We start from the raw sequence: 26,875 nt of genomic DNA on the forward strand, positions 1-26,875 counted from the left end.
CATGACCCAGGAAACCGCTCTTCTGCCGAAATCGCCCGTGGCGGGCGAGGAACACGTTCCGGCGCGCAAGGTCTTCGTCAAGACCTATGGCTGCCAGATGAATGTCTACGACTCCGATCGCATGTCCGACGCGCTCACGCGGGACGGCTATGTTGCGACGGACGTTATGGAAGATGCCGACTTCGTCCTGCTCAACACCTGTCATATCCGCGAAAAGGCCGCCGAAAAGGTTTATTCCGAACTCGGCCGCCTGCGGGAACTGAAGAAGGCGAAGGCGAGCGCGGGCCGCGAAATGGTGATCGGCGTCGCCGGCTGCGTCGCCCAAGCCGAGGGCAACGAGATCCTGCGGCGTGCGCCGGCGGTCGACCTCGTCATCGGCCCGCAAACCTACCACCGGCTGCCCGAGGCGTTGAAGCGGGCGAGGAACGGCGAGCGCGTCGTCGAGACGGACTACGCCATCGAGGACAAATTCGAACACCTGCCGGCGCCGGACAGGGCCAAGACCCGTCTTCGCGGCGTCACCGCCTTCCTCACCGTGCAGGAGGGATGTGACAAGTTCTGCACCTTCTGCGTGGTGCCCTACACACGCGGCTCGGAAGTCTCGCGCCCGGTGGCGCAGATCGTCGCCGAGGCGGAAAAGCTGGTCGACGGCGGCGTGCGTGAGATCACGCTGCTCGGCCAGAACGTCAATGCCTGGCACGCAACGGGGCCCGACGGACGCGACTGGGGCCTCGGTGATCTGTTGCGGCGTCTCGGCGAGATCGACGGCCTCGCGCGGCTGCGCTACACGACCAGCCACCCGCGCGACATGGACGAGAGCCTGATCGAGGCGCACCGGTCGATGGCCAAGCTGATGCCCTATCTGCATCTGCCGGTCCAATCCGGGTCCGATCGCATCCTGAAAGCGATGAACCGGCGCCATACGGCGGCCGAATATCTTGCCCTTGTCGAGCGGATTCGCACCGTTCAACCCGATCTGGCGCTCTCCGGCGATTTCATCGTCGGCTTCCCGGGCGAGACCGACCAGGATTTCGAGGACACGATGCGTCTCGTCGAGGCGGTGGGTTATGCACAGGCCTTCTCTTTCAAATATTCGAGCCGCCCGGGCACGCCGGGGGCCGATCTCAAGGACCAGGTTCCCGAAGACGTAAAGGCCAAGCGACTGGAAAGATTGCAGACTTTGCTCTTCAAGCAGCAGCGCGACTTTGCCGCCGCCTGCGTCGGCAGAGAGATAGACCTGCTTCTGGAAAAGCCCGGCCGCATGCCGGGTCAGCTGGTCGGCCGCTCGCCCTGGCTGCAGCCCGTGAATGTTGATGCAAAACGATCGCAAATCGGTGACATTATCCAGGTACGAATCACCAAGGCCGGCCCGAACAGCCTTTTTGCCGAGTTGATCGAATAGGGCAGAGGTACGAGAACACCTTCTCGGGAGCTTTTGCCGAGTTAAGGCGTTAGAACATTCTCTGCGCGTCATTTCACGCGCGGCGCCGAAATCGAGAGTGAGGAGCCTGAACCGCTTGAACGGACACGAAATGATTTCATCCTCATCGCGCCATTCCAAGACAACCGCGACAGACGCCAATCACTTCGTGCTCACGTTCGAGAACAACCGGTTCGCCAGCGAGCTCTTCGGCCAGTTCGATCAGAATTTGAAGCTGCTCGAGGAACGGCTGCGCGTCGATGCCAGGCCACGCGGCAATTCCGTTGCGATCTCCGGCGATATCGTGGCGACCAACCAGGCACGGCGCGCGCTCGACTATCTCTATGGAAGACTGCAAAGTGGGGCTTCGATCGATACGTCCGACGTCGAAGGGGCGATCCGCATGGCGGTCGCGGCCGACGACCAGCTGCAGTTGCCGACCATGGAGCGCAAAGCCAAGTTGACGATGGCGCAGATTTCGACGCGCAAGAAGACGATAGCCGCGCGCACGCCGATGCAGGACGCCTATATCCGCGCCATGGAGCGGGCCGAGCTGGTCTTCGGCGTCGGTCCGGCCGGTACCGGCAAGACCTATCTCGCCGTCGCCCATGCCGCCCAGCTGCTGGAGCGCGGCGCGGTCGACCGCATCATCCTGTCGCGGCCGGCGGTCGAAGCAGGCGAGCGGCTCGGCTTTCTGCCCGGCGACATGAAGGAGAAGGTCGATCCCTATCTCAGGCCGCTCTACGATGCGCTTTACGACATGATGCCGGGCGACAAGGTCGAACGGGCGATTTCGGCGGGCGTCATCGAGATCGCGCCGCTCGCCTTCATGCGCGGGCGCACGCTTGCCAATGCCGCCGTCATTCTCGATGAGGCGCAGAACACGACGTCGATGCAGATGAAGATGTTCCTGACCCGCCTCGGTGAAAACGGCCGGATGATCGTCACCGGCGACCCGAGCCAGGTCGACCTGCCGCGCGGCGTGAAATCCGGTCTCGTCGAGGCGCTGCAGATCCTCAAGGGCGTCGAAGGCGTGTCGGTGATCCGCTTCAAGGATGCGGATGTGGTGCGCCATCCCATGGTGGCGAGAATCGTCAGGGCCTATGAAAGCCATACGGCCGTTCACGACGAAAGCGAACAGAGCGACCGCTGAGGCGGTCGCGCCCGGTCATGACGGCTTTGGATATTCAGATCAGCGTCGAGGAAGGAGACTGGCCGCCGGAGGACCGGTTGCAGCCCCTTTCTACGCGAATCCTCGGCGCGGCCGCAGAATTTCTCGCTGCCGAGGAGAAGCAGCCGTTCCCGGGCGAACCTCCGGAACTGTCGCTGGTCTTCACCGACGATCAATCGATGCGGGAGATCAACGCCGAATGGCGCAATCAGGACAAGCCGACCAACGTGTTGTCCTTCCCCGCCTTCCCGGTGACGCCTGGCAGGATGCCGGGACCGATGCTCGGCGACATCATCGTCGCCTACGAGACGCTGAAGCGCGAAGCCGGTGAATTGGAGAAGCCCTTCGAGGAGCATCTAACGCATCTTCTCGTCCATGGATTCCTCCATCTTTTCGGTTATGATCACATTGAAGACGACGAAGCGGAAAGAATGGAGGGGTTGGAGACTCGCATTTTGGCGCGTCTTGGCCTATCTGATCCCTACGGGGACCGGACCCCGGATTGACAGTTTGGAACAATGAGCGACTTCAAGACACAGCCGGCAACGGTTGCCAGCGAGGAGGCCGATGCCTCCGCCGACGCCGACGCGGGCAGTAGTAGTACCACCGCCCGACCAGAGGGCAACAAATCCACCTCATCCTTCTGGAGCCGTGCGGCCCGCCTGTGGCGCGGTGCGGGTGCGTCAAGCCTGCGCGAGGATCTCGCCGACGCGCTGATGACGGATGCCGACAGCAACACCGCCTTTTCGCCCGAAGAGCGGGCGATGCTCAACAACATCCTCCGCTTCCGCGAGGTCCGCGTCGAGGACGTGATGGTGCCGCGTGCCGACATCGAGGCGGTGGATCAGAGCATCACGATCGGCGAGCTCATGGTTCTCTTCGAAGAATCCGGGCGATCGCGCATGCCGGTCTATAGCGAGGGCCTCGACGACCCGCGCGGCATGGTCCATATCCGCGATCTGCTCGCCTATGTAACCCGGCAGGCCCGCAACCGCCGCCGCAACGGCAAGGCACCGCATCCGGTCGTCGTCGACAAGGCGGAGAAGACGCCGCGTCAGCCGAGGCCCGGTTTCGATCTCTCTCGCGTCGACCTCAACAAATCGGTCGAGGAGGCGGGCATCATTCGCCAGGTCCTCTTCGTTCCCCCATCGATGCTCGCCTCCGACCTCATGCAGCGCATGCAGGCCGCACGCATTCAGATGGCGCTCGTCATCGACGAGTATGGCGGCACCGACGGCCTGGTCTCGCTCGAAGACATTGTCGAGATGGTGGTCGGCGACATCGAGGACGAGCATGACGATGACGAGGTGATGTTCGCCCGCTCGTCGGACGACGTTTTCGTGGCGGATGCGCGTGTCGAGCTCGAGGAGATTGCCGAGGCGATCGGTCCGGATTTCGACGTGCGCGAGCAGCTTGAGGATGTCGACACACTGGGCGGCCTGGTTTTCGCGTCGCTCGGCCGCATTCCGGTCCGCGGCGAGGTGGTACAGGCCATCCCCGGTTTCGAGTTCCAGATACTCGACGCCGATCCGCGTCGGGTAAAGCGCGTGCGCATCATGCGCAAGCGGCCGCCGGCACGCCGGCGGGTGGTCAAGCCCGAAAAGGAGACCTTGCCCGATGCACTGCCGGCGAATGGCGGCGCCCAGGCGAACGCACCGCCTCCGACCTCGGCGGAATGATGCACTTTATGCATGTCGCCCAAAAGTGTGCAGCGGTTTTGGGATGACGACATGCAGAAAAACAAGACCTGAAGCGCGCCGCGTGAATACGTTTGAACGCGACGCGTTTAGGTGGTGACGCTTTCGTCGGCCGGCTTGAGGATCTGCGGCGCCGCCTGTGGATGGCGGTCGATCTCGCCCCGCAGCGAGTTGAGATCGATAAAATGATCGGCCTGGCGGCGCAGTTCGTCGGCGACCATCGGCGGCTGGGTCGTGAGCGTCGAAACGACGGAAACCTTGCGTCCCCTGCGCTGCAACGCTTCCACGAGCGTGGTGAAATTGCCGTCGCCGGAGAAGAGGACGAAATGGTCGACGACGCGGCACTGTTCCATCGCGTCGATCGCGAGCTCTATATCCATGTTGCCCTTGATCTTGCGCCGGCCCTGGGCGTCGGTGAACTCCTTGGCCGGTTTGGTCACGACCGTGTAGCCATTGTAGTCCAGCCAGTCGATCAGCGGCCGGATCGAGGAAAATTCCAGGTCTTCGATGAGCGCCGTGTAGTAGTAGGCTCGCAGCAGATAGGCGCGTTGCTGGAATGCGTTCAGCAACTTCCGGTAATCGATGTCAAAGCCGAGGCTCTTCGATGTCGCGTAGAGATTGGCGCCGTCGATGAAGAGCGCGATCTTTTCGCGGCTATCGAACATGGTGACCCCTTATTTATCCGAGATGCTGTTTTGGATCGCCTGTGCTACAGCGCCGCGCGTCTAAGAGACGTGCAAAGGTCGCTGTAGCGCTTTGAATTGCTGCATGATTTTGTCCTTAAATCAATTCTCGATTTTTAGGAGTTATGCAGTGGACGCGTCGCATGGGCCCACAGCGCGCCGTGCGTCTTGTCAGGGCGCACAAAGGACGTTGTAGTACTTGCATGACTGCATGTTTCTTAAATCGGATCCGATTCAAGGAACATGCAGTCGTGCCGAGTCCGGATTAGACTAACGGCATCTTCCCCAAGAGGGAACAACCAGCGGTGGCCGGAGCGTGGATTCTGCCGACTGTGGTTAATCCGGCTCCTGTCTCGACCGGTGGTGCGCTGACCGGGCGATCGCTCCCTCCCTTCATCTCGCCACGATCTGCTGCATGATTCCGTGAATCGGAACCGATCGAGGCCAAAACATGCAGCAATTCAACGAGCGTGCTGTGCGCGTCTAGGGCAGCGACCGACAGCAGTTTGCCTCCTCGGGGAGAAAACCAGCGGCCGCGGCCACGGGACAAATAAGCGGTTTTTTGGAAAACTGCCGGCACTGATTCGATCGATCTACGCGCCGCCTCCCGGCCGGCGCGACTTGGAGGCTGCATGGAAAGACTGGCAGGCAGGATCATATTGCTCTCGGGGGCGTCTCGCGCATTCGTCGGCTTCCTCGCCGGCGTTCTGGCGATGTTCGCCCAGCCGCCTTTCGGCATCTTCGCCGCGGCCTTTATTTCCTTTCCGATGCTCGTCTGGCTGATCGACGGGGTAGCAAGCCATCCCGACGACGGCGTCGTCCGGCGGCTCCTGCCAGCGGCTTCGATCGGCTGGAGTTTCGGTTTCGGCTATTTCCTCGGCGGTCTCTGGTGGCTCGGCAACGCCCTTCTGGTCGAGGCGGATCTCTTTGCCTGGGCCTTGCCGCTCGCAGTCATCGGCCTTCCCGCCGTCCTCGCCCTGTTCTATGCGCTTGCCGTGCTCATTGCCCGCTGCCTCTGGTCCGACGGGGTCGGCCGCATTGCTGCGCTTGCGGTCGGCTTCGGCATCGCCGAATGGCTGCGCGGCTTTCTCTTTACCGGCTTCCCCTGGAACGCGCTCGGCTATGCGGCAATGCCGATGCCGCTGATGATGCAGTCGGCGAGCGTCTTGAACGTGGCGACGATCAACATGCTGGCGGTCTTCGTGTTTGCCGCTCCGGCCCTCATAGGCACCGCCAAGGGCGCCCGGATTGGCCTTGCCGCTGCTGCGGTGCTCTTCGCTGCGCATATCGGCTACGGCTATTACCGGCTTTCCCTGCCGGCGTCGCAGCCGGCGACGCCGCAACGAACCGTTCGCCTCGTGCAGCCGGTGATCGACCAGGCGAAGAAGATGGACGACCGCGAACGCGCGGCGATCTTCGAGGAGCATCTGTCTTTGACCGCCGCGCCGCCGCAGGCGGGCGGCAAGCGCCCCGATATCATCGTCTGGCCGGAAACCTCGATACCCTTCATCCTGACGGACAATCCCGACGCACTGACCCGGATCGCGGACGTTCTCCAGGAGGGGCAAATCCTCGTGGCAGGCGCCGTGCGCGCCGAGGACGCGGGGGCGGGCCTGCCGCCGCGCTACTACAACTCGATCTACGTGATCGACGATCGCGGCCAGATCGTCGGCGCGGCGGACAAGGTGCATCTCGTTCCGTTCGGCGAGTATCTGCCGTTCGAGGACGTCCTCAATTCCTGGGGCTTGAGTTCGATTGCAGCGAATATGCCTGGTGGCTTCTCGGCGGCGCCGAACCGCTCGGTCCTGACCCTGCCCGGCGGCAGGACGTTCTATCCGCTGATCTGTTACGAGGCGATCTTCGCCGACGATATCGACGGCAATGCGAAGCACTCCGACGCGCTGTTGAACGTCACCAACGATGCCTGGTTCGGCGACACGCCCGGCCCGCGACAGCATTTCCATCAGGCTCGCCTGCGCACGATCGAGACAGGCACGCCGATGATCCGAGCCGCCAACACGGGTATATCAGCAATTGTTGATGCACGTGGTGTTTTAGTGGTAGGATTGGGATACAATTACAAGGGAGTGACGGACGCAATTCTGCCGGGCAAGATGCCCACCATGACCGACAGCACGATGCGTGGCAGGATCTTCTGGTTCACGGGAGTGTTTCTATTGTTGGTTGCGGTAATTTCGCGTAAGGGTTTTAATTTTCGGATGAATTGACCTAAAACCCCTAAAATTGCATAGTGAATTTCACCATCAACCCATGCCTGCCACTGGAGCCCCGCTTTCGCTGGCAGGCTGTCCATCGATTGATGCGTCAATGATGGGTTGTGGCTTATCGAAACAGCGTGTTCAGGAACGCGACTATGGTTGAAAACAAGAAGAAGCCGAACCCGATCGACATCCATGTCGGTAGCAGGATTCGCCTTCGCCGGACGATGCTTGGCATGAGCCAGGAGAAGCTCGGCGAGAGTCTGGGGATCACATTCCAGCAGATCCAGAAATACGAAAAGGGAACGAATCGGGTCGGTGCGAGCCGACTGCAGAACATCTCCTCCATCCTCAATGTCCCGGTCTCGTTCTTTTTCGAGGATGCTCCGGGCGAGGGCGGCGCCGGACCAGGCATGGGGGAAGCGCCGAGCTCCAACTATGTGGTGGACTTCCTGTCCTCTTCCGAAGGCCTGCAGCTTAACCGGGCATTCGTGAAGATTTCCGACCCGAAGGTCCGCCGCAAACTGGTGGATCTGGTGAAGGCGCTGGCGGCCGAGGCCGAGAGCGAATAGCGGGGCTTTCCGCGCTACGAAAAAAGCGGCCCTGGGCCGCTTTTTTCGTATATGCCGGCCGCTCCTGAAACTGTTTTTGTCGGTCAGTGCGGGTTCGAGAAATGCCGTTCCAAGCATTATGGCAATAGCGATATAAAGATATATTTATGTCCTTGTGCGCTTGTTTTTCAGCGGCAAAACCACTAACAGTGAAGCTGCTTCTTTCATTGAGGGGACTTCCCGTATGCGCGCAAATTACCTGTTCACCAGCGAATCCGTTGCCGAAGGTCATCCGGACAAAGTGTGCGACCGCATTTCCGACGAAATCGTCGATCTGGTCTACCGCGAGGCGGCGAAATGCGGCGTCGACCCGTGGACCGTGCGCATTGCCTGCGAAACGCTGGCGACCACCAACCGCGTCGTCATCGCCGGTGAAGTCCGCCTGCCGCCGAGCCTTCTGAAGAAGGACAAGAACGGCAACGATGTCATCAACCCTTCGAAGTTCAAGGCGGCCGCCCGCAAGGCGATCCGCGACATCGGCTACGAACAGGACGGCTTCCACTGGAAGACGGCGAAGATCGACGTGCTCCTGCACTTCCAGTCGGCGCATATCGCCCAGGGCGTCGACAATGCCGCCGACAAGCAGGGCGAAGAGGGGGCCGGCGACCAGGGCATCATGTTCGGCTATGCCTGCCGCGAAACCGCCGAGCTCATGCCGGCGCCCATCTACTATTCGCACCGCATCCTCAATCTGCTCGCCGCCGCCCGCAAGAAGGGCGAAGGCGACGTCGCCAAGCTTGGCCCGGACGCCAAGAGCCAGGTGACGGTACGCTATGTCGATGGCAAGCCGAGCGAAGTCACCTCCATCGTCCTTTCGACCCAGCACCTCGACGACAGCTGGGATTCCGCCAAGGTTCGCAAGGTCGTGGAGCCCTTTATCCGCGAGGCCCTCGGTGACCTGAAAATCGCCGACGACTGCACCTGGTATATCAATCCGACCGGCAAATTCGTCATCGGCGGACCGGACGGCGACGCGGGTCTCACCGGCCGCAAGATCATCGTTGACACCTATGGCGGCGCCGCACCGCATGGCGGCGGTGCCTTCTCCGGCAAGGACACGACCAAGGTTGACCGCTCGGCCGCCTATGCTGCCCGCTACCTGGCGAAGAACGTCGTGGCGGCCAACCTCGCGGAACGCTGCACGATCCAGCTTTCCTATGCGATCGGCGTCGCCCAGCCGCTGTCGATCTATGTCGACCTGCACGGTACCGGCAAGGTTTCGGAAGACCAGGTCGAGAACGCCATCCGCAAGACGATGGACCTTTCGCCGACCGGCATCCGCCGCCATCTCGACCTCAACAAGCCGATCTATGCGAAGACCTCCGCCTATGGCCACTTCGGCCGCAAGGCTGGTCGCGACGGCTCCTTCTCCTGGGAGAAGCTCGATCTCGTCAAGCCGCTCAAGGAAGCGATCTCGCTCGACTCCACGGCGATCAACAGCCGCGCCGCTTGATATTCGCTCGGGTGGTTGAAAGCCTCTCGCGGACGTCAGCGCCACGGCGTTGCTGCGGTTGAACGGAAAGCAGTAGCAGATCGGGGGCGGATGCTCGAAGGAGCCTCCGCCCCTCTGCTTGCGGGGGGAACGTGTGAAGGTTCCGGAGCCTGCGTCTGGACATAATGAAGTCGATCATGCTTGTGATCTTCGGCCGAACGAGACCGAAATCGTCATGATCCAAGGAAGAACGATATGAGCGAACCGCGTGGTGCCAGATCAACGGAGGCCTTCTTCGGGCGCCGCAAGGGCAAGCCGTTGCGGGACCGCCAGGCAGCCCAGTTCGAGACTCTGCTGCCGCTCCTGAGGCTCGATCTCAAGCAACCGGCGCCAAATGATCTGTCGGCGCTATTTCCCGCGGCAGTGCAGCGGATTCGCCTGGAAATCGGCTTCGGCGGCGGCGAGCATCTCATTCATCGGGCGGCGGAGGATCCCTCCACCGGTTTCCTCGGCGTCGAACCCTTCGTCAACTCCATGGCAAAGCTGCTCCGCCAGATCGAAGCGAGGGAGATCGACAATGTCCGCCTCCATGACGACGATGCGACACAGGTGCTGGACTGGCTGCCGCAGGCTTCCGTCGATCAGATCGATCTGCTCTATCCCGATCCCTGGCCGAAGCGGAAGCATTGGAAGCGGCGTTTCGTCTCGAAGGTCAATCTCGACCGCTTCGCGCGCGTCCTGAAGCCCGGCGGCCTCTTCTGCTTCGCCTCGGACATCGACAGCTATGTCAATTGGACGCTCATCCATTGCCGCGATCACGCCGCCTTCGAGTGGACGGCGGAAAGATCGGCGGACTGGCTGACCCCGTTTGCCGGCTGGCCGAGCACGCGCTACGAGGCCAAGGCGCGCCGGGAAGGGAGAAGCTCGGCCTATCTGACTTTCAGGCGCGTTTAGGAGATCTCGGATTTGCCCGTCTCCTCGAGTTTAACCGAGGACTAGCCCTCCCCCCGCAGGCGGGGCGAGGGGACGCGCTCAAATGATCGGCCTTTGCGGCGGGTGGAAGCACAGCGCCGCATGTCCCTTCTCCCCGTCAGGACGGGGAGAAGGTGGCGGCAGCCGGATGAGGGGCGGAATTCAGATGTGTTTGCGCACAATCAATGCAGGCTGACGGTACGAAGGTCGTCCTCGGCCGCCTTGAAGAAGGTACTCGAGCGGTTGTCGGTCAACAGGATCGGCGTGCCGTCCGCCGCAAACAGGGCCCAGAGATCGATGCCCGGTCCCATCTCGGGCGCTTCCGGAAAGCAGCGGGAGACCTCGTCCGACCGCATCTTGCGGATATAGCCGACTTCGCCCGCGCCAAGATGCGCAAGATCGTTCTTCGACAGCGATGAGGTGATGGTTTTCAGTCCCATGGTCATGCTCCGTGGTCGCCGGCGCGGGAGGAAAATCCCGCCGGTTATCCTATTCTGGGACCGAAATGTTAATTTTCTTTACCATACGGACCGGCTCGGGACGCACCAGGTCGACCGAAAGAAGGCCGTTGCGAAGCTCGGCTCCGAGCACCCGCATGCCGTCGGCAAGCACGAAGGTCCGCTGGAACTGCCGGGCGGCGATGCCGCGATGCAGGTAATCCCGCTCGCCGGTTTCGACCTGGCGGCCGCGGATGACGAGCTGGTTTTCCTCCGTCGTGACCTCCAGATCCTCTTCGGAGAATCCGGCGACGGCGAGCGTGATCCGCAGGCGTTCCGGCGTACCGGCGGCGCTATCGCCGCGAATGCGCTCGATATTGTAGGGTGGGTATCCGTCGTTCGCCTTGGCGATCCGCTCGAGGGTCTTTTCCATGCTGTCGAAGCCCACCAGCAGCGGGCTCGTAAAGGGCGTAATCCTGCTCATTCCCAAGTCCTTGTGAGCTCAAGCGACCATCTTTCGGACCTGCCAGGCAGCATCCCTCGAAAGCAATATGGTAGCTGTGCGCAATGAGTGCAAGCGGCTTGCCTCGGCCGCTGACGCAAATCATAGTCCGCTGCGAAGGTCCAATTCCCCGGCGCACGCACAGGCTGCTCAGGTCTCCCGTGACCGGCTCACCTCACCAGGTTATGGCCTGGCGATCCGATACCATCCGCCTCGCAGGAGGGAAGACAGTGACAAGCGCGAGAAAGATCATCATCGACACGGATCCGGGACAGGACGATGCCGCCGCCATCATGCTGGCCTTCGGCAGTCCGGAGGAAATCGACGTGCTCGGCATCACCGCGGTTGCCGGCAACGTGCCGCTGACGCTGACGTCGCGCAATGCGCGGATCGTCTGCGAACTCTGCAACAGGACCGACGTCAAGGTCTTTGCCGGCGCCGAGCGGCCCGTGGCGCGGCCGCTGGTGACCGCCGAACATGTACACGGCAAGACAGGGCTCGATGGTCCCGAACTCACCGAGCCGACGATGCCGCTCCAGGAGCAGCACGCCGTCGACTTCATCATCGAGACGCTGCTTGCCGAAGCGCCGGGCGCGGTGACGCTCTGCACACTGGGTCCCTTGACCAATGTCGCCCTGGCGCTCACCAAGGCCCCGGAAATCGCGCCGCGGGTGCGGGAACTGGTGATGATGGGCGGCGGCTTCTTCGAAGGCGGCAACATCACGCCGGCCGCCGAATTCAATGTCTATGTCGATCCGGAAGCCGCCGAGATCGTCTTCCGCTCCGGCATCCCTATCGTGATGATGCCGCTCGACGTGACCCATCGCGTCCTCACCCACAAGGTCCGCGTCGAGAAGATCCGTTCCATCGGTCGCCCGGCGGCGGTCGCACTCGCGGAAATGCTGGAATTCTTCGAACGCTTCGACATCGAGAAATACGGCACCGATGGCGGGCCTTTGCACGATCCGACGGTGATTGCCTACCTGCTGCGGCCGGAGCTGTTCACCGGTCGCGACTGCAATGTCGAGATCGAGACGACGTCTGCGCTGACCACCGGCATGACGGTCGTCGACTGGTGGCAGGTGACCGGCCGAAAGCACAACGCCAAAGTGATGCGCCACATCGACGACGAGGGTTTCTTCGAGCTCCTGACCGACCGGCTGGCGCGCATTTAGTAGGCGTTCTGAAGACTCTCTGAGACTTCTCCCCAACCCCTCCCCCTGCGGCCCTCTGGTGGGGAGGGGTCTTAGGGGGTGGCCTCGAAAAAGAAGACGGCGCCGCATGCGGCGCCGTTTCTCTGTTCGTGCGAGAACGGATCAGAACTCTTCCCAATTGTCCCGGGCGAGCGCATTTGCACCGGCCGTCTGGACGAGAACGCGCTGCGTCGAACTCGAATAGCCGCGTGCCGCCGGCGGTTCCGCCGCCGGGGCTTCTGCGGTTCGCATCCTGACGGCGGCGCTGCGCAGCTTTTCGGCGGAGGACTGTGCCGGCTCCCGCTGGACGACGCGGAACCGCGAGACCAGCGTGCTCAGCGTCCGGGCCTCCTCGTTCAGTGTCATGCTGGCCGCGGTCGTCTCTTCGACCATCGCCGCATTCTGCTGCGTCACCTGATCCATCTGGATGACCGCCGCGTTGATCTCCTTGAGCCCGACCGCCTGCTCCGAAGCGGAACTGGAGATCTGGCGGATGAGGCCGTTGATCTGCACCACCTGCTCGGCGATCTTCTTGAGTGCGCCGCCCGTCTTGCCGACGAGGTCGACGCCCTCGCGCACCTGTCCGGCCGAGGTGTTGATCAAGGTCTTGATCTCCTTGGCGGCATTGGCCGAGCGTTGGGCGAGTTCCCGGACTTCCTGTGCGACGACCGCGAAGCCCTTGCCGGCCTCTCCGGCGCGTGCCGCCTCGACGCCCGCATTGAGAGCGAGCAGGTTGGTCTGGAAGGCAATCTCGTCGATGACCCCGATGATGCGGCTCACCTCGGTCGAGGACTGCTCGATGCCCTGCATCGCGGCAATCGCCTTCTGGACGACCTCACCGGACTGCACGGCGTCGCCGCTTGCCAATTCGACCGACTTTGCCGCAACCTTGGCATTCTCTGCGCTGGCATCGACTTGCGACGTCAGCTGGTCGAGGGCGCCCGCGGTTTGCTCCAGGCTGGCGGCCTGCTGCTCGGTCCGATGCGAGAGGTCGTTGGCGGCGCTGGAAATCTCGCCGGTGCCGCTGCCAATGTTGACGACCGAGTGGTTGACGGTGCGGATCGTCTCTTCGAGGCTCTCCATCGTCGCATTGAAGTCGCGCTTCAGCTGGGCGTATTCGCCCGGGAACTCGTCCGCGATCCGGTAGGCGAGGTCGCCGGAGGCGAGATGCGAGAGGCCCTTGCCGAGGCGCGCGACGATGTCGCGCTGCAGTGCGCCCGTCTCGGCGCGCTCGCTTTCCGAGCGGCTCCGTTCCAGTTCGGCCTGTTCGCGCTCGTGGCGGGCTTCGCCTTCGAGGCGCTTGGCGTCGGCGAGCCGATGACGGAAGCCTTCAAGGGCCTTGGCGACCGACCCGGTCTCGTCGGAGCGGTCCTGGCCGGAGATCGGCTGCGCATAGTCGCCATTGCTAAGTGTTTCGACGTCGCGGACGAGTCCGGCGAGCGGCTTCTGGACGAAGCGGCGGACGGCGAGATGGAGGCCGGCGAGCACGGCTGCAAGAACGACGATACCGCCGATGATCATCATATAGGTCTGATCGTTGACCGGGGCATTGATGGCGGTGCGCGGCACGTCGACGAGGACGATCCAGCTTGCGTTCACATTGGGCAGCTTGAAGGGATGGACGACCCGGTCGAAGGGTGCGTTTCCGTCATAGGTCAGGTTTCTGATCATGCCTGAAGCGTCCGATGACAGCGCCTTCTGGATGACGTCCTCACCCTCGCCCTCGTAGTCCTTCATCAGCAGATCGGGGATCGGCGCCGCCAGCCACTTGCCGCTCTGCGACAGCAGGTAGACGCGGCCCGAACCGAAGGGCTTCAGCGCTGCGAGCCGGTCGGCAAGCGAGGCGAGCGAGATGTCGACGCCGGAGACGCCAACCATCTTGCCTTCGGACAGCACCGGATAGGCGATCGATGTCATGGTCGTCGGAACGTCGGTGCCTTCGGCCATGTAAGGCTGGGTGATGGCGCCTTTGCCGCTTTTGGCGGCTAGCGCGTACCACTCGGCCGCATAGTCGGCGCGGAAGGTCGAGAGCTGTGCCTTGCCGTTTCGATCCTTCGACCAATAGGGCGTGAACGCGCCTTCCGCATTGCCGCCAAGTTCGGTGTTGTTGACGACGTCCTTGGCGTCGAAGGCTTTCGGCGCCTCGGCGAACCAGCTGCCGAAGGCGAAGTCGTGCTGATCGAGATTGGCCTTCAACAGGTTGATGGCGCCGGCGCGGTCGGTGGATTTTCCGGCATGGCCGCGGCCGAGCACGCCCGACATTGTGTTGGCGGCGGCTGCCAGCTCTCCGACGCTGCCGGCGATATCGGAGGCGATCGCCCGGGCCTCCGTCTTCGCGCCGTCGAAGACAAGCGTTTCGACACGATCCTGGGTCTGCGAGATGAGAACGAAATTCGACGCGAGCAGCACGAGAGCGATCGTGCCGCCCGTAACGGCGATCAGCTTTGTGGCCAGCGATTTGGCATGGAAGTTGAACATGAAATCCTCACGCACTGAGAGGTCCGCCGGCTTCTGCCTGCGGCATGACATTCCAAATGTGGGTGAAGCTCCATCATGGAGCGCGTGATGCCGACCGGCATGCAGGAGCCGGCCAATACGAGTGGGCCGCCTCGCAATCTGGATAGATCAACAAAGATTAAAATACGGCCAACAATCGAGCCGATTCCTGGCCGTTCAAAGTGAATTCTGAGCGGCGAGCATCGTTGCCGCGCCAAATCCTATCCAGATCGCGAAACAGGCCGGAAATGGACTGTCACGGTCAAAGACGCGCGGCGACTTCGGAGGCGAGTGGTATGGACGGCTGCGCTCCCGCCTTCAGGCAGGCGAGCGATCCAGCAACTGCGGCGCGGCGCAGCGCATCGGGGAAGGCAAGGCCCGAGTCGAGGCTCGCCGCGAGATAGCCGCAGAAGGTGTCGCCGGCTCCGACCGTGTCGATCGGCTCGATCGCCAGCCCCTTGGCGCGATGAATTTCTCCCTGATGGGCGGCGGCGACACCCTCGGCGCCGAGGGTGACGATGACGGTCTGTCCGGTTTCGTCGTGGAGGCCCTTCATTGCCGCTTCGCGCTCGGCGCCGGCGATGCCGCTCTTGCCCGCCAAGAGCTCGAACTCGGTCTCGTTCGCGATGACGATATCGGCCATGCGGCCGAGGCGGGCCGCCTCGGGCGTCAGCGGCGCGATGTTGATGATCGAGCGGATGCCCCGGCGCTTTGCCTCGACGAGCGACTTTTCCACCGAGGCAGCGGGAATTTCGAGCTGCAGCATCAGCGTGTCGCCGGTCGACATTTGACCGATGGCCGTTACCGCGTCGTTCTCGCTCACCATCGCATTGGCGCTGGCGACGACGACGATGACGTTCTCGCCGTCCCCGCCGACAAGGATATGGGCGGTGCCGGTCGGCTGGTCCACGGTCCTGGCAAGGGTCAGATCGGTGCCCGCCTCCTTGAGCAGAGCAAGTGCGCCTTCCGCGAAGCTGTCCGAGCCGACGGCGCCGGCCATCCGCACGGAAGCGCCGGCGCGACGGGCCGCCAGCGCCTGGTTGGCGCCCTTGCCGCCGGCGGCGGTGGAAAAGCTCGTCCCGGCAACGGTTTCGCCCGGCTTCGGAAGGCGTGCGGTCGTGGCGATCAGATCCATGTTGATGGACCCAAAAACAGTGATCATGTGGAGATGTCCCGTCGGGTTGCTGATTGTGCGGGAGAGTGCCCGAGGCCGTCAGTCCTCGTCAACCACCCTGAGCTTCAATTGCCCGATGCGGTTATCGACTGTCCGGTCGCTCTTGTCGATTGGCTCCCTTGCGCCTTGGTGTGCCGGCGCGGGCTCGAGTTCCAGCGCTTCGATCTTGGCCCCGCGCCGCGTCAACTTGTCAGCGGAGATCAGGATGTCGTCCACATCCTTCTGGGTCATCGCGAAGTGGCCCTGCAGCTTTCTGACCCGTTCGTCCAGCCGCGACAGATCCTCCATCAACCGCACCACCTCGCCCTGGATCAGATGCGCCTGCTCGCGCATGCGGGCGTCCTTGAGGATCGCCTGAATGACCTGGATGGAAAGTAGCAGCAGCGACGGCGAGACGATGACGATGCGCTGGCGATGCGCCTTCTGGACGATCGCTTCGAAATGCTCGTGAATTTCGGCAAAGATCGACTCGGATGGAACGAACAGGAAGGCCGTTTCCTGCGTCTCGCCCGGCAGCAGATATTTGCTGGCGATATCGCGGATATGGACCTCCATGTCGCGGCGGAAGGATTGCGAGGCCTGCTGGCGCCGCTCGGGACTTCCCGCATCGCGCATCGCATTCCAGGCTTCGAGCGGGAATTTTGCGTCGATGACGAGCGGCGGCTGGCCATTCGGCATGCGGATGACGCAGTCCGGCCGCGCGCCGTTCGAAAGCGTCGACTGGAAGGCGAAGGCGCCCATCGGCAGGCCGTCAGCGACAATCGCCTCCATGCGCGATTGGCCGAAGGCGCCGCGCGTCTGCTTGTTAGCAAGAATGCTCTGCAGTCCGGCCATGTCCTTGGCGAGCGATTGGATGTTGCTCTGGGCGTTGTCGATGACCGCCAGCCGCTCCTGCAGGCGCCTCAGATTCTCATGCGTCGCCTTCGTCTGTTCGCTGATCGACGCGCCGATCCGATGCGTCATGCCGTCGATGCGCTGGCTGAGCGATTGGTTGAGTTCCGCCTGCCGCGTGCCGAAGACATCGGCCATCGCGGCGATGCGCCCCTGCATCTCGGTCTGCGCCGCCAAGAGTGCTGTCAGCTGCTGGGTTTGCTCGTCGGCGCGCAGCGCCCGCGCCCTGCGGGCAGATACAATTGCCAGCAAAACGAACAGGAGAGCGGCAAGGCTGACTAAGTGGCCAGCCGTTACGGGAAAGGTGCCGATGAGGAACAGCGGCCGGTCGAAGGCAAAGGCACTGGGCTCCATGGCCGCAGCCTAACAGATTCGCGCCTGAAAAACAGATCAAAACAAGAACAGATTCATCGGCGTTCGCCGGGGTGACGAGCCTCGACGCTTTGCTGTTGATTTTTGCACCAGCAGTCACCTTACTTGCGACGGGCAGGAATCAGGCGCCTTGCGGCGGGCCGGTTCCTTGCCTGGGCAATGTTGGACCTTGGACAGCGAGTTCATGAAAGTCTTGGCTATATCCGGCAGCGCTCGAAGGGATTCGACCAATACGGCGATGTTGCAGGCGATCAGGGAGGTGGCAGCGCCTCGGTTCGACATACGCGTTTTCCATGAAATCGGTGCGCTGCCCGTGTTCTCGCCGGACCGCGAAGGGGAAAACACCCCTCGCACTGTTCGCGATTTCATGAAGGCGGTTGAAGCGAATGACGGGCTGATCGTCTCGAGCCCGGAATATGTGAGGACACTTCCGGGCGGTCTGAAAAATGCCATCGATTGGCTCGTATCGGCGGAGTTGATCGTCTACAAGCCGGTTGTCCTGGCACATGCTTCCCATAGAGGCGACGATATGCTCGCAACGCTTCGCGATGTCATGTCCACGGTGACCTCGAACTTCAACAGCGAGATTTTTCTGCGTTTTCCGCTCATGAAGAAATCGCCGGATGAAATCCGGCAGATCGTCGGGACGCCCGAAAATCGATGCCGTGTCGATAGGTTCCTGGAGGAATTTTCAGAGTTTTGCCAAACGGTTCGCGCCGACGCCTCGGGTCTAGGATAACCGCACAGGTTTTCGGTCGTCTCTGATCGGCAATTTTCTTGCGCCCGAAGGAAAAGATCGGCTATGGGGGAGCATGACGATCAAGCCGCTCATCATCCTTCCCGATCCCCTTCTGCGCCAGGTTTCGACGCCTATCGAGACGATCGACGCCGACATTCGCCGGCTGGCCGACGATATGCTCGAAACCATGTATGACGCCCCCGGCATCGGACTGGCGGCGATCCAGATCGGCGTGCCGAAGCGCCTCCTGGTACTCGACGTCTCGAAAGAAGGCGAAGAGAAGAATCCGCTGGTCTTCATCAATCCGAAAGTCGTGAAGTCGTCCGAGGAGCGCTCCGTCTACGAGGAGGGCTGCCTGTCGATCCCGGACTACTATGCCGAGGTAGAGCGGCCGGCGGCGATCACCGTGGAATATCGGGATCGCGACGGCAAGGAGCAATCGGTCGAGGCCAACGGCCTGCTCGCGACCTGCCTGCAGCACGAGATCGACCATCTGAACGGCGTCCTGTTCATCGACTACATCTCCAAGCTCAAGCGCGACATGGTGATCCGCAAGTTCACCAAGGCAGCCAAGACGCGCGGCGCCAAGGCCATTTGACCGTCGCGCGCCGCGCCTCGAGGGGCGTTTGGCTCGGAGCCGCCGCCCTGTTTTGGGGATTTGAAAAAGACGGAGTTCACCGCCTTGCCGCTTCGCATCATCTTCATGGGCACACCGGAATTCTCCGTGCCGACGCTCTCTGCTCTCGTCGAGGCGCATCACGAGATCGTTGCCGTCTATACGCAGCCGCCGCGCCCCGGGGGCCGGCGCGGCCTCGATCTGCAAAAGTCGCCGGTGCATCAGGCGGCAGAACTTCTCGGCGTTCCGGTGTTGACGCCCGTCAACTTCAAGGACCCGGCGAATCGGCAAACCTTCCGCGATTTCGATGCAGATGTGGCGGTCGTCGTCGCCTATGGCCTGCTGCTGCCGGAGGAGATCCTCTCGGGCACTCGCCATGGCTGCTATAACGGTCATGCCTCGCTCCTGCCGCGCTGGCGGGGTGCGGCACCGATCCAGCGGGCGATCATGGCCGGCGACCGTGTGACCGGCATGATGGTGATGAAGATGGACAAGGGGCTCGACACCGGCCCTGTGGCGCTCACTAGGTCCGTCCCGATCACCGAGACGATGACGGCCGGAGAGTTGCACGACAAGCTGATGCATGTCGGAGCGACGCTCATGAAGGAGGCGATGGTGCAGCTCGAGATGGGCGAACTGACGCTAACGCCGCAGCCCGAAGAGGGCGTCGCCTATGCCGCCAAGATTACGAAGGACGAAACGCGCATCGATTTCACGCGGCCCGCGGCCGACGTTCACAATCATATCCGCGGCCTCGCGCCGTTTCCGGGCGCCTGGTTCGAACTCGAGATCGCCGGGCGGAAGGAGCGGATCAAGGTGCTGGGGTCGGAGCGTGCCGCAGGTGCCGGCGCGCCAGGTACCACTCTCGACGACGGCTTGACGATCGCCTGCGGCGACGGGGCGGTGCGGCCGACGCGCCTGCAGCGGGCAGGCGGCAAGCCACTTGCTACGCCTGACTTTCTGCGCGGCACGCCGATCGCCGCCGGCACGAGGATTTCCTGATGCCGCGCTACCGGCTGACCGTCGAATATGACGGCTCCGATTATGTCGGTTGGCAGCGGCAGGAGAACGGTCCCTCCGTGCAGGGGGCGATCGAGAAAGCGGTGCTGTCATTGACCGGCGAGACCGTGTCGATCCGCGGCGCGGGGCGCACCGACTCCGGCGTCCACGCCATGGGCCAGGTGGCGCATGTCGACCTGACACGCGAATGGAAAACGCACACGCTGCGCAATGCGCTGAATGCCCACCTGACGCTCGCCGCCGAGCGGGTGTCGATCCTAGACGCGGCCGAAGTTCCTCCCGAATTCGACGCGCGCTTTTCGGCCGTCCGCAGGCATTATCTCTACCGCATCATTTCCCGCCGCTCGCCACTGGCGCTCGAGGCGCGGCGCGCCTGGTGGGTGCCGAAGATGCTCGACCATGAGGCGATGCATGCGGCGGCGCAACACCTTGTCGGCCACCACGATTTCACGACATTCCGGTCGGCCCATTGCCAAGCGACCAGCCCTTTGCGCACCATCGACCGGCTGGACGTCACCCGCAATGGCGAGCTGATCGAGATCCGCGCGACGGCGCAAAGCTTCCTGCACAACCAGATCCGCTCCTTCGCCGGCTCATTGAAGCTCGTCGGCGAGGGCAAGTGGACGCCCGGCGATCTCAAGGCCGCACTCGAGGCGCGCGACCGCAAGGCCTGCGGACCCGTTGCCCCGCCGGATGGCCTCTTCTTCATGCAGGTCGATTACTGACCGCTCGCGCTCACCTCGCTCAACCGGGGATCAGTCCGAAGAAGTGCTGAAGATATTGTGCGAGCATCATCGGCGGCAGCAGGTAAAGGGCCGTCAGGGCGGAAGCGAGCAGATTCTGATTGCCGGTTATCGAGCGCAGCAGCCGGAAGAGCAGGACGACGCCCGCAACGAGCACGATAAGCGACAGGATCGCGGTCAGCTGGTGGCCTCCGCGCGCGAGAAGGAGGAGCGCGGCCGGTATTGCCATGGCATAGGAAAGCGGCACCGAGAGCCAATTGGTGGTGACGATCACAGGCACGACCAGTCCGGTAAATCCGAGGGGCCGCGAAAGGGCGGCGACGAGCATGACCGGCAGCAACCAACTGACCAGGTCGACGACGAGCAGCTTTAGGAAAAAGCCGATGCCGACGGTCGAGCCGCTCGGCATCGCCGAAAGATAATAGAGGCGCCAGGACGCCCAGGAAACGGCCATTGCGGGCAGCGACCAAAGGATTGCCGAGAAGGAGCGCCACAGGCCGCCTTCGCTGATATCCAGCCATTGATAGCCTTCCTGCTTGCCCTGGATCAGCAGCCAGAGCCCCTTGATATAGGCGAGAACCTCATCAAGCAGCGGCATGGCCGAACCAGCGGGCAACGAAGGTTTCGTAGATCCCGGTCAGGGTCTCGAGATCGGCCACGGCGACGCGCTCGTCGACCATGTGCATCGTCTGGCCGACGAGACCGAATTCGACCACCGGGCAATAGTCCTTGATGAAGCGGGCGTCCGACGTGCCGCCGGTGGTCGAGAGCTTCGGCTGGCGGCCGGTCACAGCCTCGACCGCGCCGGAAAGCGAATCGATCAGCGCGTTGTTGCGCGTCAGGAAGACGTGGCTGGGGCGCTCGTTCCAGACGATGTCGTATCTGACCGGATCGCGGCCGGGCCGAAGCGCACCGTCCTTTGCGGCGCGGTCGAGGCGGGCAATGATCTCTCCCTTCAGGCTTTCGGCCGTCCAGCAATCGTTGAAGCGGATGTTGAAGGCGGCACTGGCCTTGGCCGGAATGACGTTGACGGCGGCATTGCCGACATCGATCGTCGTCGCCTCCAGGTTGGACGGCTGGAAATTCTCGGTGCCGGTGTCGAAGGGCGGGTCCATCAGCGCTTGCGTCAGCTGCAAAATGCCGCGCACCGGATTGTCGGCAAGGTGCGGATAGGCGGCATGCCCCTGGACGCCGTGGACGGTGATCCGGCCGGAGAGCGATCCGCGCCGGCCGATCTTGATCATGTCGCCGAGGTTATCCGGATTGGTCGGCTCGCCGACGAGGCAGGCGTCCCAGCGCTCGCCTTTCTTGGTAGCCCATTCGAGAAGCTTCACCGTGCCGTTGATCGCCGGACCTTCCTCGTCGCCGGTGATCAGGAAGGAGATCGAGCCCTTCGGGCGGCCATGTTTTTCGATGTGGCGGGCGACCGCCGCGACGAAGCAGGCTATGCCGCCCTTCATGTCGACGGCGCCGCGCCCGTACATTTCGCCGCCGGCGATCACAGCCGCAAAGGGCGGATGGGTCCAGGCGGCCTCGTCGCCGACCGGCACCACATCCGTATGGCCGGCGAACATCAGATGCGGGCCTTCGGTGCCGAGGCGGGCATAGAGGTTCTCGATATCCGGCGTTCCCGCCTCTTTGGCCACGACCCGATCGACCACAAAGCCGAGCGGCGCCAGCATGCCTTCAAGGGTCGACAAGGCACCGCCTTCGGCCGGGGTGACCGAGGGGCAACGGATGAGGGCAGCGAGATTGGAGATCGGATCGGTCGGGAACATCGAGCGGAATGCCTGCGGGGAGCCGGTGAGCCAAGGAACTGAGTTTGCTGGTTTATCCGATCGGTCCCCGGCTGTCACGCCTGATGAGACGGCGACGGGCCCGGAAACCAAAACAGGCCGGACGATGGTCCGGCCCGCTGGATGTCTGTTGCGGCAGATGCTATTCGCCCGGGGCGAGATGCGGCGCCTCGATATGGGCTCCCGCGTGCTTCAGCGGCCGCTCGCCGGAGAGCTTGCGGATCAGCACGTAGAAGACCGGCGTCATGAAGATGCCGAAGGCGGTGACGCCGATCATGCCGGCAAAGACCGCAACGCCCATGGCCGAGCGCATTTCCGCACCGGCGCCGGTCGAAGTGACGAGCGGCACGACGCCCATGATGAAGGCCATCGAGGTCATCAGAATCGGCCTCAGGCGCAGCCGGCTCGCCTCGATCGCGGCGCTGACGGCGCTCTTGCCGGACAGCTCGAGCTCGCGGGCGAACTCGACGATCAGGATTGCATTCTTCGCCGACAGCCCCACGAGCACGATCAGGCCGATCTGTGTGAAGACGTTGTTGTCGCCGCCGGTCAGCCAGACGCCGGTGAGTGCCGCCATGATGCCCATCGGCACGATCAGGATGATCGAGATCGGCAGCAGCAGGCTCTCATACTGGGCCGCGAGCACGAGATAGACGAGCAGCAGTGCCAGCGGGAAGATCAGGATTCCCGAATTGCCGGCAAGGATCTGCTGGTAGGTCAGGTCCGTCCACTCGTAGCTGATTCCGGGCGGCAGCGTCTCGGCGGCGATCCGCTCGATGGCGGCCTGCGCCTGGCCGGAGGAGAAGCCCGGTGCCGGGCCGCCATTGATGTCGGCGGCGAGGAAGCCGTTGTAGCGGATCGCCCGCTCGGCACCGACCGTCTGCTCGACCTTCAAGAGCGCCGAGAGCGGGATCATCTCGCCCGATTGCGAACGGACCTTCAGCTTGCCGATGTCGTCGGCATGGCTGCGGTAGTTCGCATCGGCCTGAATGCGCACGCTGTAGGTACGGCCGAAGGCGTTGAAGTCGTTGACGTAGAGCGAGCCCAGATAGATCTGCAGCGTCTCGAACACGTCGGTGACTGCGACGCCGAGCTGGCGCGCCTTGGTGCGGTCCAGATCGGCATAGAGCTGCGGCACGTTGATCTGGTAGCTCGAATAGAGCCCGGCCAGTTCCGGTGTCTGTGCAGCCTGCGCCAGGAAGGCCTTGGCCGCATCGTCGAGCGCCCGATAGCCGAGGCCGTTCTTGTCCTCGATCTGCAGCTTGAAGCCGCCGGTCGTGCCCAGCCCCTGAACTGGCGGCGGCGGGAACATGGCGATGAAGGCGTCCTGGATCGCGCCGAACTCCTGGTTCAGCTGCATGGCGATCGCGCCGCCCGAGAGTTCCGGCGTGGTGCGCTCCTCGAACGGCTTCAGCGACACGAAGACGATGCCGGAGTTCGAGGAGTTGGTGAAGCCGTTGATCGACAGGCCCGGGAAGGCGATGGCGTGCTCGACGCCGGGATGCTTCAGCGCGATATCGCTCATCCGCCGGATGACGTCCTCCGATCGGTCAAGCGTCGCCCCGTCCGGCAATTGCGCAAAACCGATCAGATATTGCTTGTCCTGCGCCGGCACGAAGCCGCCGGGGACGGAGCGGAAAAGGACGAAGGTGATGCCGATGAGGACGACATAGAGGCCCATGATCAGCGACTTGCGCGTCAGAATGCCGCCGACGCCGCGGCCATAGGCTTCCGAGCTCGCCCCGAAGAAGCGGTTGAAGCCGCGGAAGAACCAGCCGAACAGCGCGTCCATGATGCGCGTCAGGCGGTCCTTCGGCGCGTGATGGTCCTTGAGCAGAAGGGCGGCGAGCGCCGGCGACAGCGTCAGCGAGTTGAAGGCGGAGATCACCGTCGAGATCGCGATGGTCAGCGCGAACTGGCGGTAGAACTGGCCGGTCAACCCGGTGATGAAGGCGAGCGGCACGAAGACGGCAACGAGCACCAGGGCGATCGCAATGATCGGGCCGGAGACTTCCTGCATGGCGCGATAGGTCGCCTGCACCGGCGAGAGGCCCTGGGCGATGTTGCGTTCGACGTTCTCGACGACGACGATCGCGTCGTCGACGACGATGCCGATCGCCAGCACCAGGCCGAAGAGGCTGAGCGCATTGATCGAGAAGCCGAAGACATACATCACCGCGAACGTGCCGACGATCGACACGGGAACCGCGACGAGCGGGATGATCGAGGCGCGCCAGGTCTGCAGGAAAACGATGACGACGAGCACGACCAGCGCGATCGCTTCGAGCAGCGTGTGGACGACCGATTCGATCGACGCCCGGACGAACTGCGTCGTATCGTAGACGATCTCGTAGTCGACGCCTTCCGGCATGGTCTGCTTCAGCTCGGCCATCGCCTTGTGGACGTTTTCGGAAATCTGGATGGCATTCGAGCCCGGCGCCTGGAAGACGCCCATGCCGACAGCCGCCTTGTTGTCGAGCAGCGAGCGCAGCGAATAGTCCGCCGCGCCCATTTCGACGCGGGCGACGTCGCCGAGGCGGGTGATCTCGCCATTGGTGCCCGACTTGAGCACGATATCGGCAAAGTCCTCCGGCGTCCTCAGCCGCCCCTGGGCGTTCACGGAGAGCTGCAGGTCGAGGCCGGCAACGGAGGGCGAGGCGCCGATCACGCCTGCAGCCGCCTGGACGTTCTGTCCGCGGATCGCATTGGCGATGTCACTTGCCGCCAAGCCGCGCTCGGCGGCCTTTTCCGGGTCGATCCAGACGCGCATCGAATAGTCGCCGCCGCCAAAGATCTGCACCTGGCCGACGCCTTCGACGCGTGCCAGCCGATCCTTGACGTTCAGGACGCCGTAGTTGCGCAGGTAGTTGATGTCGTATTGGCCGTTCGGCGAGATCAGGTGCACGACGAGCGTTAGGTCGGGCGAGCTCTTGACGGTCGTCACGCCCAGCCGGCGCACCTCTTCCGGCAGCCGCGGCTCGGCCTGCGAAACGCGGTTCTGCACGAGTTGTTGTGCCTGGTCCGGATCAGTGCCGAGCTCGAAAGTGACGGTCAGCGTCATCAGCCCGTCGGCAGTCGCCTGGCTCTGCATGTAAAGCATGCCTTCGACGCCGTTGATCTGCTCTTCGAGCGGGGTGGCGACGGTCTCGGCGATGACGGACGGATTGGCGCCGGGATATTGCGCGCGCACGACGATCTGCGGCGGCACGACTTCCGGATACTCGGAGATCGGCAGGCCGGTCATGCCGATCAGGCCGGCGACGAAGATCAGCACGGAGAGAACGCCCGCGAAGACCGGGCGGTCGACGAAAAAGCGTGAGAAGTTCATAACGATCCCCCTTTGGGAACTTCAGGCAAAGCGGAGGACGTCCACGGCGGAAATCTCCGCCGCGCGCCCATGCATGCCATTCGAATTGCCTCAGGCGGCCCTGTCCTTCGGAGTGACAGGGCGCGCCGTGCCTATGGTTTTGCGATCGAGGCGGTTGCCTGCTCGGCCGGCTGCGGCGCGACAACGACGCCGGGACGGACGCGCTGCAGGCCGTTGACGACAATGCTTTCGCCGGGCTTCAGGCCGGATTCGACGATCCGCAGGCCGTCAGCCGTCGGTCCGAGGGTGACCTGCCGATACTCGACCTTGTTGTCGGACCCGACGACCAGCACGAATTTCTTGTCCTGGTCGGAGCCGATGGCGCGGTCGCTGATCACCAGCTTCTCGGCCGGCGCAGGGTCACCGATGCGGATGCGGACGAACTGGCCCGAGATCAGCCGGCCGTCGGCATTTTCGAGCGCCGCCCGCACGCGAATGGTACCGGTCGCCGCGTCGACCTCATTGTTGATCAACTGGATATGACCGCTGATCGGCGTGCCCTCGTCGGCGGCGGTGCCGATCTGCACGGGTATTTGCTCGATCGACTCGGCACCGGCCGAAGCGGAAAGCTTGGCGAGTGCCGCCGCGACCACTTCCTCGCTGACGTTGAAGCTCGCATAGATTGGGTCGACAGAGACGAGCGTGGTCAGCACCGGCGAGGCGGAGCCCGCCGCGACAAGGTTGCCGGCCGTGACCTCGAGCCTGCCGACACGCCCGCTGATCGGCGCGCGCACCTCGGTATATTGCAGATCGAGCCGGGCGGATCGCAGTGCCGCTTTCGCCGAACGGACATTCGCCTGCGCCTCGTCATAGGTGCTGAGCCGCTGGTCGACGCCGCTCTGCGGGATGGCGCTGGTGGAAACCAGCTTCCGGCCGCGTTCGAGCTCGGTTTTCGCAAACGCCACCCGCGCCTCCGCCGCCGACACCTCCGCTTCGGCGCGCTCGACGGCCGCCGCATAGGGCTCGGGGTCGATCGTCACGAGCAGGTCGCCCTTTTCGACGAGCGCACCCTCGCGGAAGTGGGCGCTGAGGATCGCGCCGCCGACGCGGGGACGAACCTCGACCCGCTCGATCGCCTCGAGCCGGCCCGAGAAGCTCTCCCAGGTCGTGATCCGGCGCGTCTCCGCCTTGGCGACGGAAACCGGAACGGCGGGAGGCGCCGCGGGGGCTGCTTCGGTTGCGGCATCCGCCTGCAGGCGGGCGGGCAGGCTGAGGAAGACGGCTGCTCCGCCGGTGACGGACAACAGGATGCTGAGGCCGGCACCCCACAGGGCGCGGCGAGTAACGCTCGACGTCATGGTCTCTCCTTGCCGGTTGGGAGCCG

General features: G+C 63.4%; 23 protein-coding genes. 13 read left to right on the forward strand and 10 right to left on the reverse strand.

Going from position 1 to position 26,875, the window contains the following annotated elements; all coding sequences use genetic code 11:
• The first annotated feature begins 1 nt into the window (after position 1).
• From miaB to ATC00_RS08710, 4 genes are all read left to right on the forward strand, one after another.
• The gene (miaB, locus tag ATC00_RS08695) at positions 2–1,402 is read left to right on the forward strand and encodes a tRNA (N6-isopentenyl adenosine(37)-C2)-methylthiotransferase MiaB (RefSeq protein ID WP_064252541.1); all 1,401 of its coding nucleotides are present in this window, start codon (positions 2–4) and stop codon (positions 1,400–1,402) included.
• 115 nt (positions 1,403–1,517) lie between these two features.
• Positions 1,518–2,573 (forward strand): PhoH family protein, encoded by a 1,056-nt coding sequence (locus ATC00_RS08700; RefSeq protein WP_037378162.1) that lies wholly within the window; start codon positions 1,518–1,520, stop codon positions 2,571–2,573.
• A gap of 17 nt (positions 2,574–2,590) precedes the next feature.
• Positions 2,591–3,097 carry an rRNA maturation RNase YbeY gene (gene ybeY, locus ATC00_RS08705; protein ID WP_064252542.1) on the forward strand — a complete coding sequence of 169 codons (507 nt, stop codon included), beginning with the start codon at positions 2,591–2,593 and terminating at the stop codon, positions 3,095–3,097.
• A 12-nt stretch (positions 3,098–3,109) separates the two neighbouring features.
• Entirely contained in the window at positions 3,110–4,270 is a 1,161-nt protein-coding gene (locus ATC00_RS08710) for a hemolysin family protein (RefSeq protein ID WP_037378166.1), read from the forward strand.
• A 107-nt stretch (positions 4,271–4,377) separates the two neighbouring features.
• On the opposite strand, the gene ATC00_RS08715 is transcribed toward ATC00_RS08710, so the two are convergent.
• A complete protein-coding gene (locus ATC00_RS08715) occupies positions 4,378–4,953 on the reverse strand; it encodes a LabA-like NYN domain-containing protein (RefSeq protein WP_037378169.1) in 576 nt (191 codons plus the stop codon).
• A 650-nt stretch (positions 4,954–5,603) separates the two neighbouring features.
• On the opposite strand from ATC00_RS08715, the gene lnt reads away from it, so the two are divergent.
• The 4 genes from lnt to trmB all read left to right on the forward strand — a co-directional run bounded on the left by lnt (position 5,604) and on the right by trmB (position 10,187).
• Positions 5,604–7,199, forward strand: coding sequence for an apolipoprotein N-acyltransferase (gene lnt / locus ATC00_RS08720; RefSeq protein WP_064252543.1), 1,596 nt, complete (start codon positions 5,604–5,606; stop codon positions 7,197–7,199).
• Between the two features lie 146 nt (positions 7,200–7,345).
• Positions 7,346–7,762, forward strand: coding sequence for a helix-turn-helix domain-containing protein (locus tag ATC00_RS08725; protein WP_037378174.1), 417 nt, complete (start codon positions 7,346–7,348; stop codon positions 7,760–7,762).
• A 223-nt stretch (positions 7,763–7,985) separates the two neighbouring features.
• Positions 7,986–9,254: a methionine adenosyltransferase gene (gene metK, locus ATC00_RS08730; RefSeq protein ID WP_037378176.1), complete on the forward strand. Its 1,269-nt coding sequence runs from the start codon at positions 7,986–7,988 to the stop codon at positions 9,252–9,254.
• Positions 9,255–9,488: 234 nt separating this feature from the next.
• Complete coding sequence (gene trmB, locus ATC00_RS08735; RefSeq protein WP_064252544.1) at positions 9,489–10,187, forward strand: tRNA (guanine(46)-N(7))-methyltransferase TrmB; 699 nt, start codon at positions 9,489–9,491, stop codon at positions 10,185–10,187.
• A 200-nt stretch (positions 10,188–10,387) separates the two neighbouring features.
• Here the strand turns inward: trmB and ATC00_RS08740 are convergent, their stop codons facing one another.
• Both ATC00_RS08740 and ATC00_RS08745 read right to left on the reverse strand, forming a co-directional pair.
• Positions 10,388–10,645, reverse strand: coding sequence for a BQ00720 family protein (locus ATC00_RS08740; RefSeq protein ID WP_037378182.1), 258 nt, complete (start codon positions 10,643–10,645; stop codon positions 10,388–10,390).
• Between the two features lie 49 nt (positions 10,646–10,694).
• Positions 10,695–11,126 carry an Hsp20 family protein gene (locus ATC00_RS08745; protein WP_037378185.1) on the reverse strand — a complete coding sequence of 144 codons (432 nt, stop codon included), beginning with the start codon at positions 11,124–11,126 and terminating at the stop codon, positions 10,695–10,697.
• A gap of 248 nt (positions 11,127–11,374) precedes the next feature.
• Here ATC00_RS08745 and ATC00_RS08750 point away from each other — a divergent pair, with 248 nt between their 5' ends.
• The gene (locus ATC00_RS08750) at positions 11,375–12,319 is read left to right on the forward strand and encodes a nucleoside hydrolase (protein ID WP_037378187.1); all 945 of its coding nucleotides are present in this window, start codon (positions 11,375–11,377) and stop codon (positions 12,317–12,319) included.
• A gap of 141 nt (positions 12,320–12,460) precedes the next feature.
• On the opposite strand, the gene ATC00_RS08755 is transcribed toward ATC00_RS08750, so the two are convergent.
• The 3 genes from ATC00_RS08755 to ATC00_RS08765 form a co-directional block, all read right to left on the reverse strand.
• Positions 12,461–14,815 (reverse strand): methyl-accepting chemotaxis protein, encoded by a 2,355-nt coding sequence (locus ATC00_RS08755; protein WP_064252545.1) that lies wholly within the window; start codon positions 14,813–14,815, stop codon positions 12,461–12,463.
• A gap of 280 nt (positions 14,816–15,095) precedes the next feature.
• The gene (locus ATC00_RS08760) at positions 15,096–15,995 is read right to left on the reverse strand and encodes a ribokinase (protein WP_037378190.1); all 900 of its coding nucleotides are present in this window, start codon (positions 15,993–15,995) and stop codon (positions 15,096–15,098) included.
• A gap of 51 nt (positions 15,996–16,046) precedes the next feature.
• Positions 16,047–17,252 carry a DNA recombination protein RmuC gene (locus ATC00_RS08765; RefSeq protein WP_064252546.1) on the reverse strand — a complete coding sequence of 402 codons (1,206 nt, stop codon included), beginning with the start codon at positions 17,250–17,252 and terminating at the stop codon, positions 16,047–16,049.
• Positions 17,253–17,454: 202 nt separating this feature from the next.
• Here ATC00_RS08765 and ATC00_RS08770 point away from each other — a divergent pair, with 202 nt between their 5' ends.
• The 4 genes from ATC00_RS08770 (at position 17,455) to truA (ending at position 20,370) form a co-directional block, all read left to right on the forward strand.
• Entirely contained in the window at positions 17,455–18,009 is a 555-nt protein-coding gene (locus tag ATC00_RS08770) for an NADPH-dependent FMN reductase (RefSeq protein WP_037378193.1), read from the forward strand.
• A 73-nt stretch (positions 18,010–18,082) separates the two neighbouring features.
• Positions 18,083–18,607: a peptide deformylase gene (def, locus tag ATC00_RS08775; RefSeq protein ID WP_037378195.1), complete on the forward strand. Its 525-nt coding sequence runs from the start codon at positions 18,083–18,085 to the stop codon at positions 18,605–18,607.
• Between the two features lie 84 nt (positions 18,608–18,691).
• Entirely contained in the window at positions 18,692–19,627 is a 936-nt protein-coding gene (gene fmt, locus ATC00_RS08780) for a methionyl-tRNA formyltransferase (RefSeq protein WP_064252646.1), read from the forward strand.
• Positions 19,627–20,370: a tRNA pseudouridine(38-40) synthase TruA gene (gene truA, locus ATC00_RS08785; protein ID WP_064252547.1), complete on the forward strand. Its 744-nt coding sequence runs from the start codon at positions 19,627–19,629 to the stop codon at positions 20,368–20,370. The genes fmt and truA overlap by 1 nt, the downstream gene beginning before the upstream one ends.
• 19 nt (positions 20,371–20,389) lie before the next feature.
• Here the strand turns inward: truA and ATC00_RS08790 are convergent, their stop codons facing one another.
• From ATC00_RS08790 to ATC00_RS08805, 4 genes are all read right to left on the reverse strand, one after another.
• A complete protein-coding gene (locus ATC00_RS08790) occupies positions 20,390–20,986 on the reverse strand; it encodes a hypothetical protein (RefSeq protein WP_064252548.1) in 597 nt (198 codons plus the stop codon).
• Complete coding sequence (gene dapE / locus ATC00_RS08795) at positions 20,973–22,166, reverse strand: succinyl-diaminopimelate desuccinylase (protein WP_064252549.1); 1,194 nt, start codon at positions 22,164–22,166, stop codon at positions 20,973–20,975. Before dapE ends, ATC00_RS08790 begins: the two co-directional genes overlap by 14 nt.
• Positions 22,167–22,326: 160 nt before the next feature.
• Positions 22,327–25,512 (reverse strand): efflux RND transporter permease subunit, encoded by a 3,186-nt coding sequence (locus ATC00_RS08800; RefSeq protein ID WP_037378200.1) that lies wholly within the window; start codon positions 25,510–25,512, stop codon positions 22,327–22,329.
• Between the two features lie 131 nt (positions 25,513–25,643).
• Positions 25,644–26,849, reverse strand: a complete 1,206-nt coding sequence (locus ATC00_RS08805) for an efflux RND transporter periplasmic adaptor subunit (RefSeq protein ID WP_064252550.1) — start codon at positions 26,847–26,849, stop codon at positions 25,644–25,646.
• Positions 26,850–26,875 lie beyond the last annotated feature (26 nt).

The organism is Sinorhizobium americanum, from assembly GCF_001651855.1.
In the GTDB taxonomy this organism is placed as follows: domain Bacteria; phylum Pseudomonadota; class Alphaproteobacteria; order Rhizobiales; family Rhizobiaceae; genus Sinorhizobium; species Sinorhizobium americanum.

What these genes read in the sequence shown, in the direction of transcription:
- ATC00_RS08745 (WP_037378185.1), bottom strand. Translation starts at nt 11,126, where the DNA reads ATGAGCAGGATTACGCCCTTTACGAGCCCGCTGCTGGTGGGCTTCGAC.
- ATC00_RS08725 (WP_037378174.1), top strand. Translation starts at nt 7,346, where the DNA reads ATGGTTGAAAACAAGAAGAAGCCGAACCCGATCGACATCCATGTCGGT.
- ATC00_RS08760 (WP_037378190.1), bottom strand. Translation starts at nt 15,995, where the DNA reads ATGATCACTGTTTTTGGGTCCATCAACATGGATCTGATCGCCACGACC.
- ybeY (WP_064252542.1), top strand. Translation starts at nt 2,591, where the DNA reads ATGACGGCTTTGGATATTCAGATCAGCGTCGAGGAAGGAGACTGGCCG.
- lnt (WP_064252543.1), top strand. Translation starts at nt 5,604, where the DNA reads ATGGAAAGACTGGCAGGCAGGATCATATTGCTCTCGGGGGCGTCTCGC.
- ATC00_RS08710 (WP_037378166.1), top strand. Translation starts at nt 3,110, where the DNA reads ATGAGCGACTTCAAGACACAGCCGGCAACGGTTGCCAGCGAGGAGGCC.
- trmB (WP_064252544.1), top strand. Translation starts at nt 9,489, where the DNA reads ATGAGCGAACCGCGTGGTGCCAGATCAACGGAGGCCTTCTTCGGGCGC.
- ATC00_RS08770 (WP_037378193.1), top strand. Translation starts at nt 17,455, where the DNA reads ATGAAAGTCTTGGCTATATCCGGCAGCGCTCGAAGGGATTCGACCAAT.
- truA (WP_064252547.1), top strand. Translation starts at nt 19,627, where the DNA reads ATGCCGCGCTACCGGCTGACCGTCGAATATGACGGCTCCGATTATGTC.
- ATC00_RS08790 (WP_064252548.1), bottom strand. Translation starts at nt 20,986, where the DNA reads ATGCCGCTGCTTGATGAGGTTCTCGCCTATATCAAGGGGCTCTGGCTG.
- miaB (WP_064252541.1), top strand. Translation starts at nt 2, where the DNA reads ATGACCCAGGAAACCGCTCTTCTGCCGAAATCGCCCGTGGCGGGCGAG.
- ATC00_RS08740 (WP_037378182.1), bottom strand. Translation starts at nt 10,645, where the DNA reads ATGGGACTGAAAACCATCACCTCATCGCTGTCGAAGAACGATCTTGCG.
- metK (WP_037378176.1), top strand. Translation starts at nt 7,986, where the DNA reads ATGCGCGCAAATTACCTGTTCACCAGCGAATCCGTTGCCGAAGGTCAT.
- ATC00_RS08805 (WP_064252550.1), bottom strand. Translation starts at nt 26,849, where the DNA reads ATGACGTCGAGCGTTACTCGCCGCGCCCTGTGGGGTGCCGGCCTCAGC.
- ATC00_RS08715 (WP_037378169.1), bottom strand. Translation starts at nt 4,953, where the DNA reads ATGTTCGATAGCCGCGAAAAGATCGCGCTCTTCATCGACGGCGCCAAT.
- ATC00_RS08755 (WP_064252545.1), bottom strand. Translation starts at nt 14,815, where the DNA reads ATGTTCAACTTCCATGCCAAATCGCTGGCCACAAAGCTGATCGCCGTT.
- ATC00_RS08800 (WP_037378200.1), bottom strand. Translation starts at nt 25,512, where the DNA reads ATGAACTTCTCACGCTTTTTCGTCGACCGCCCGGTCTTCGCGGGCGTT.
- dapE (WP_064252549.1), bottom strand. Translation starts at nt 22,166, where the DNA reads ATGTTCCCGACCGATCCGATCTCCAATCTCGCTGCCCTCATCCGTTGC.
- def (WP_037378195.1), top strand. Translation starts at nt 18,083, where the DNA reads ATGACGATCAAGCCGCTCATCATCCTTCCCGATCCCCTTCTGCGCCAG.
- ATC00_RS08765 (WP_064252546.1), bottom strand. Translation starts at nt 17,252, where the DNA reads ATGGAGCCCAGTGCCTTTGCCTTCGACCGGCCGCTGTTCCTCATCGGC.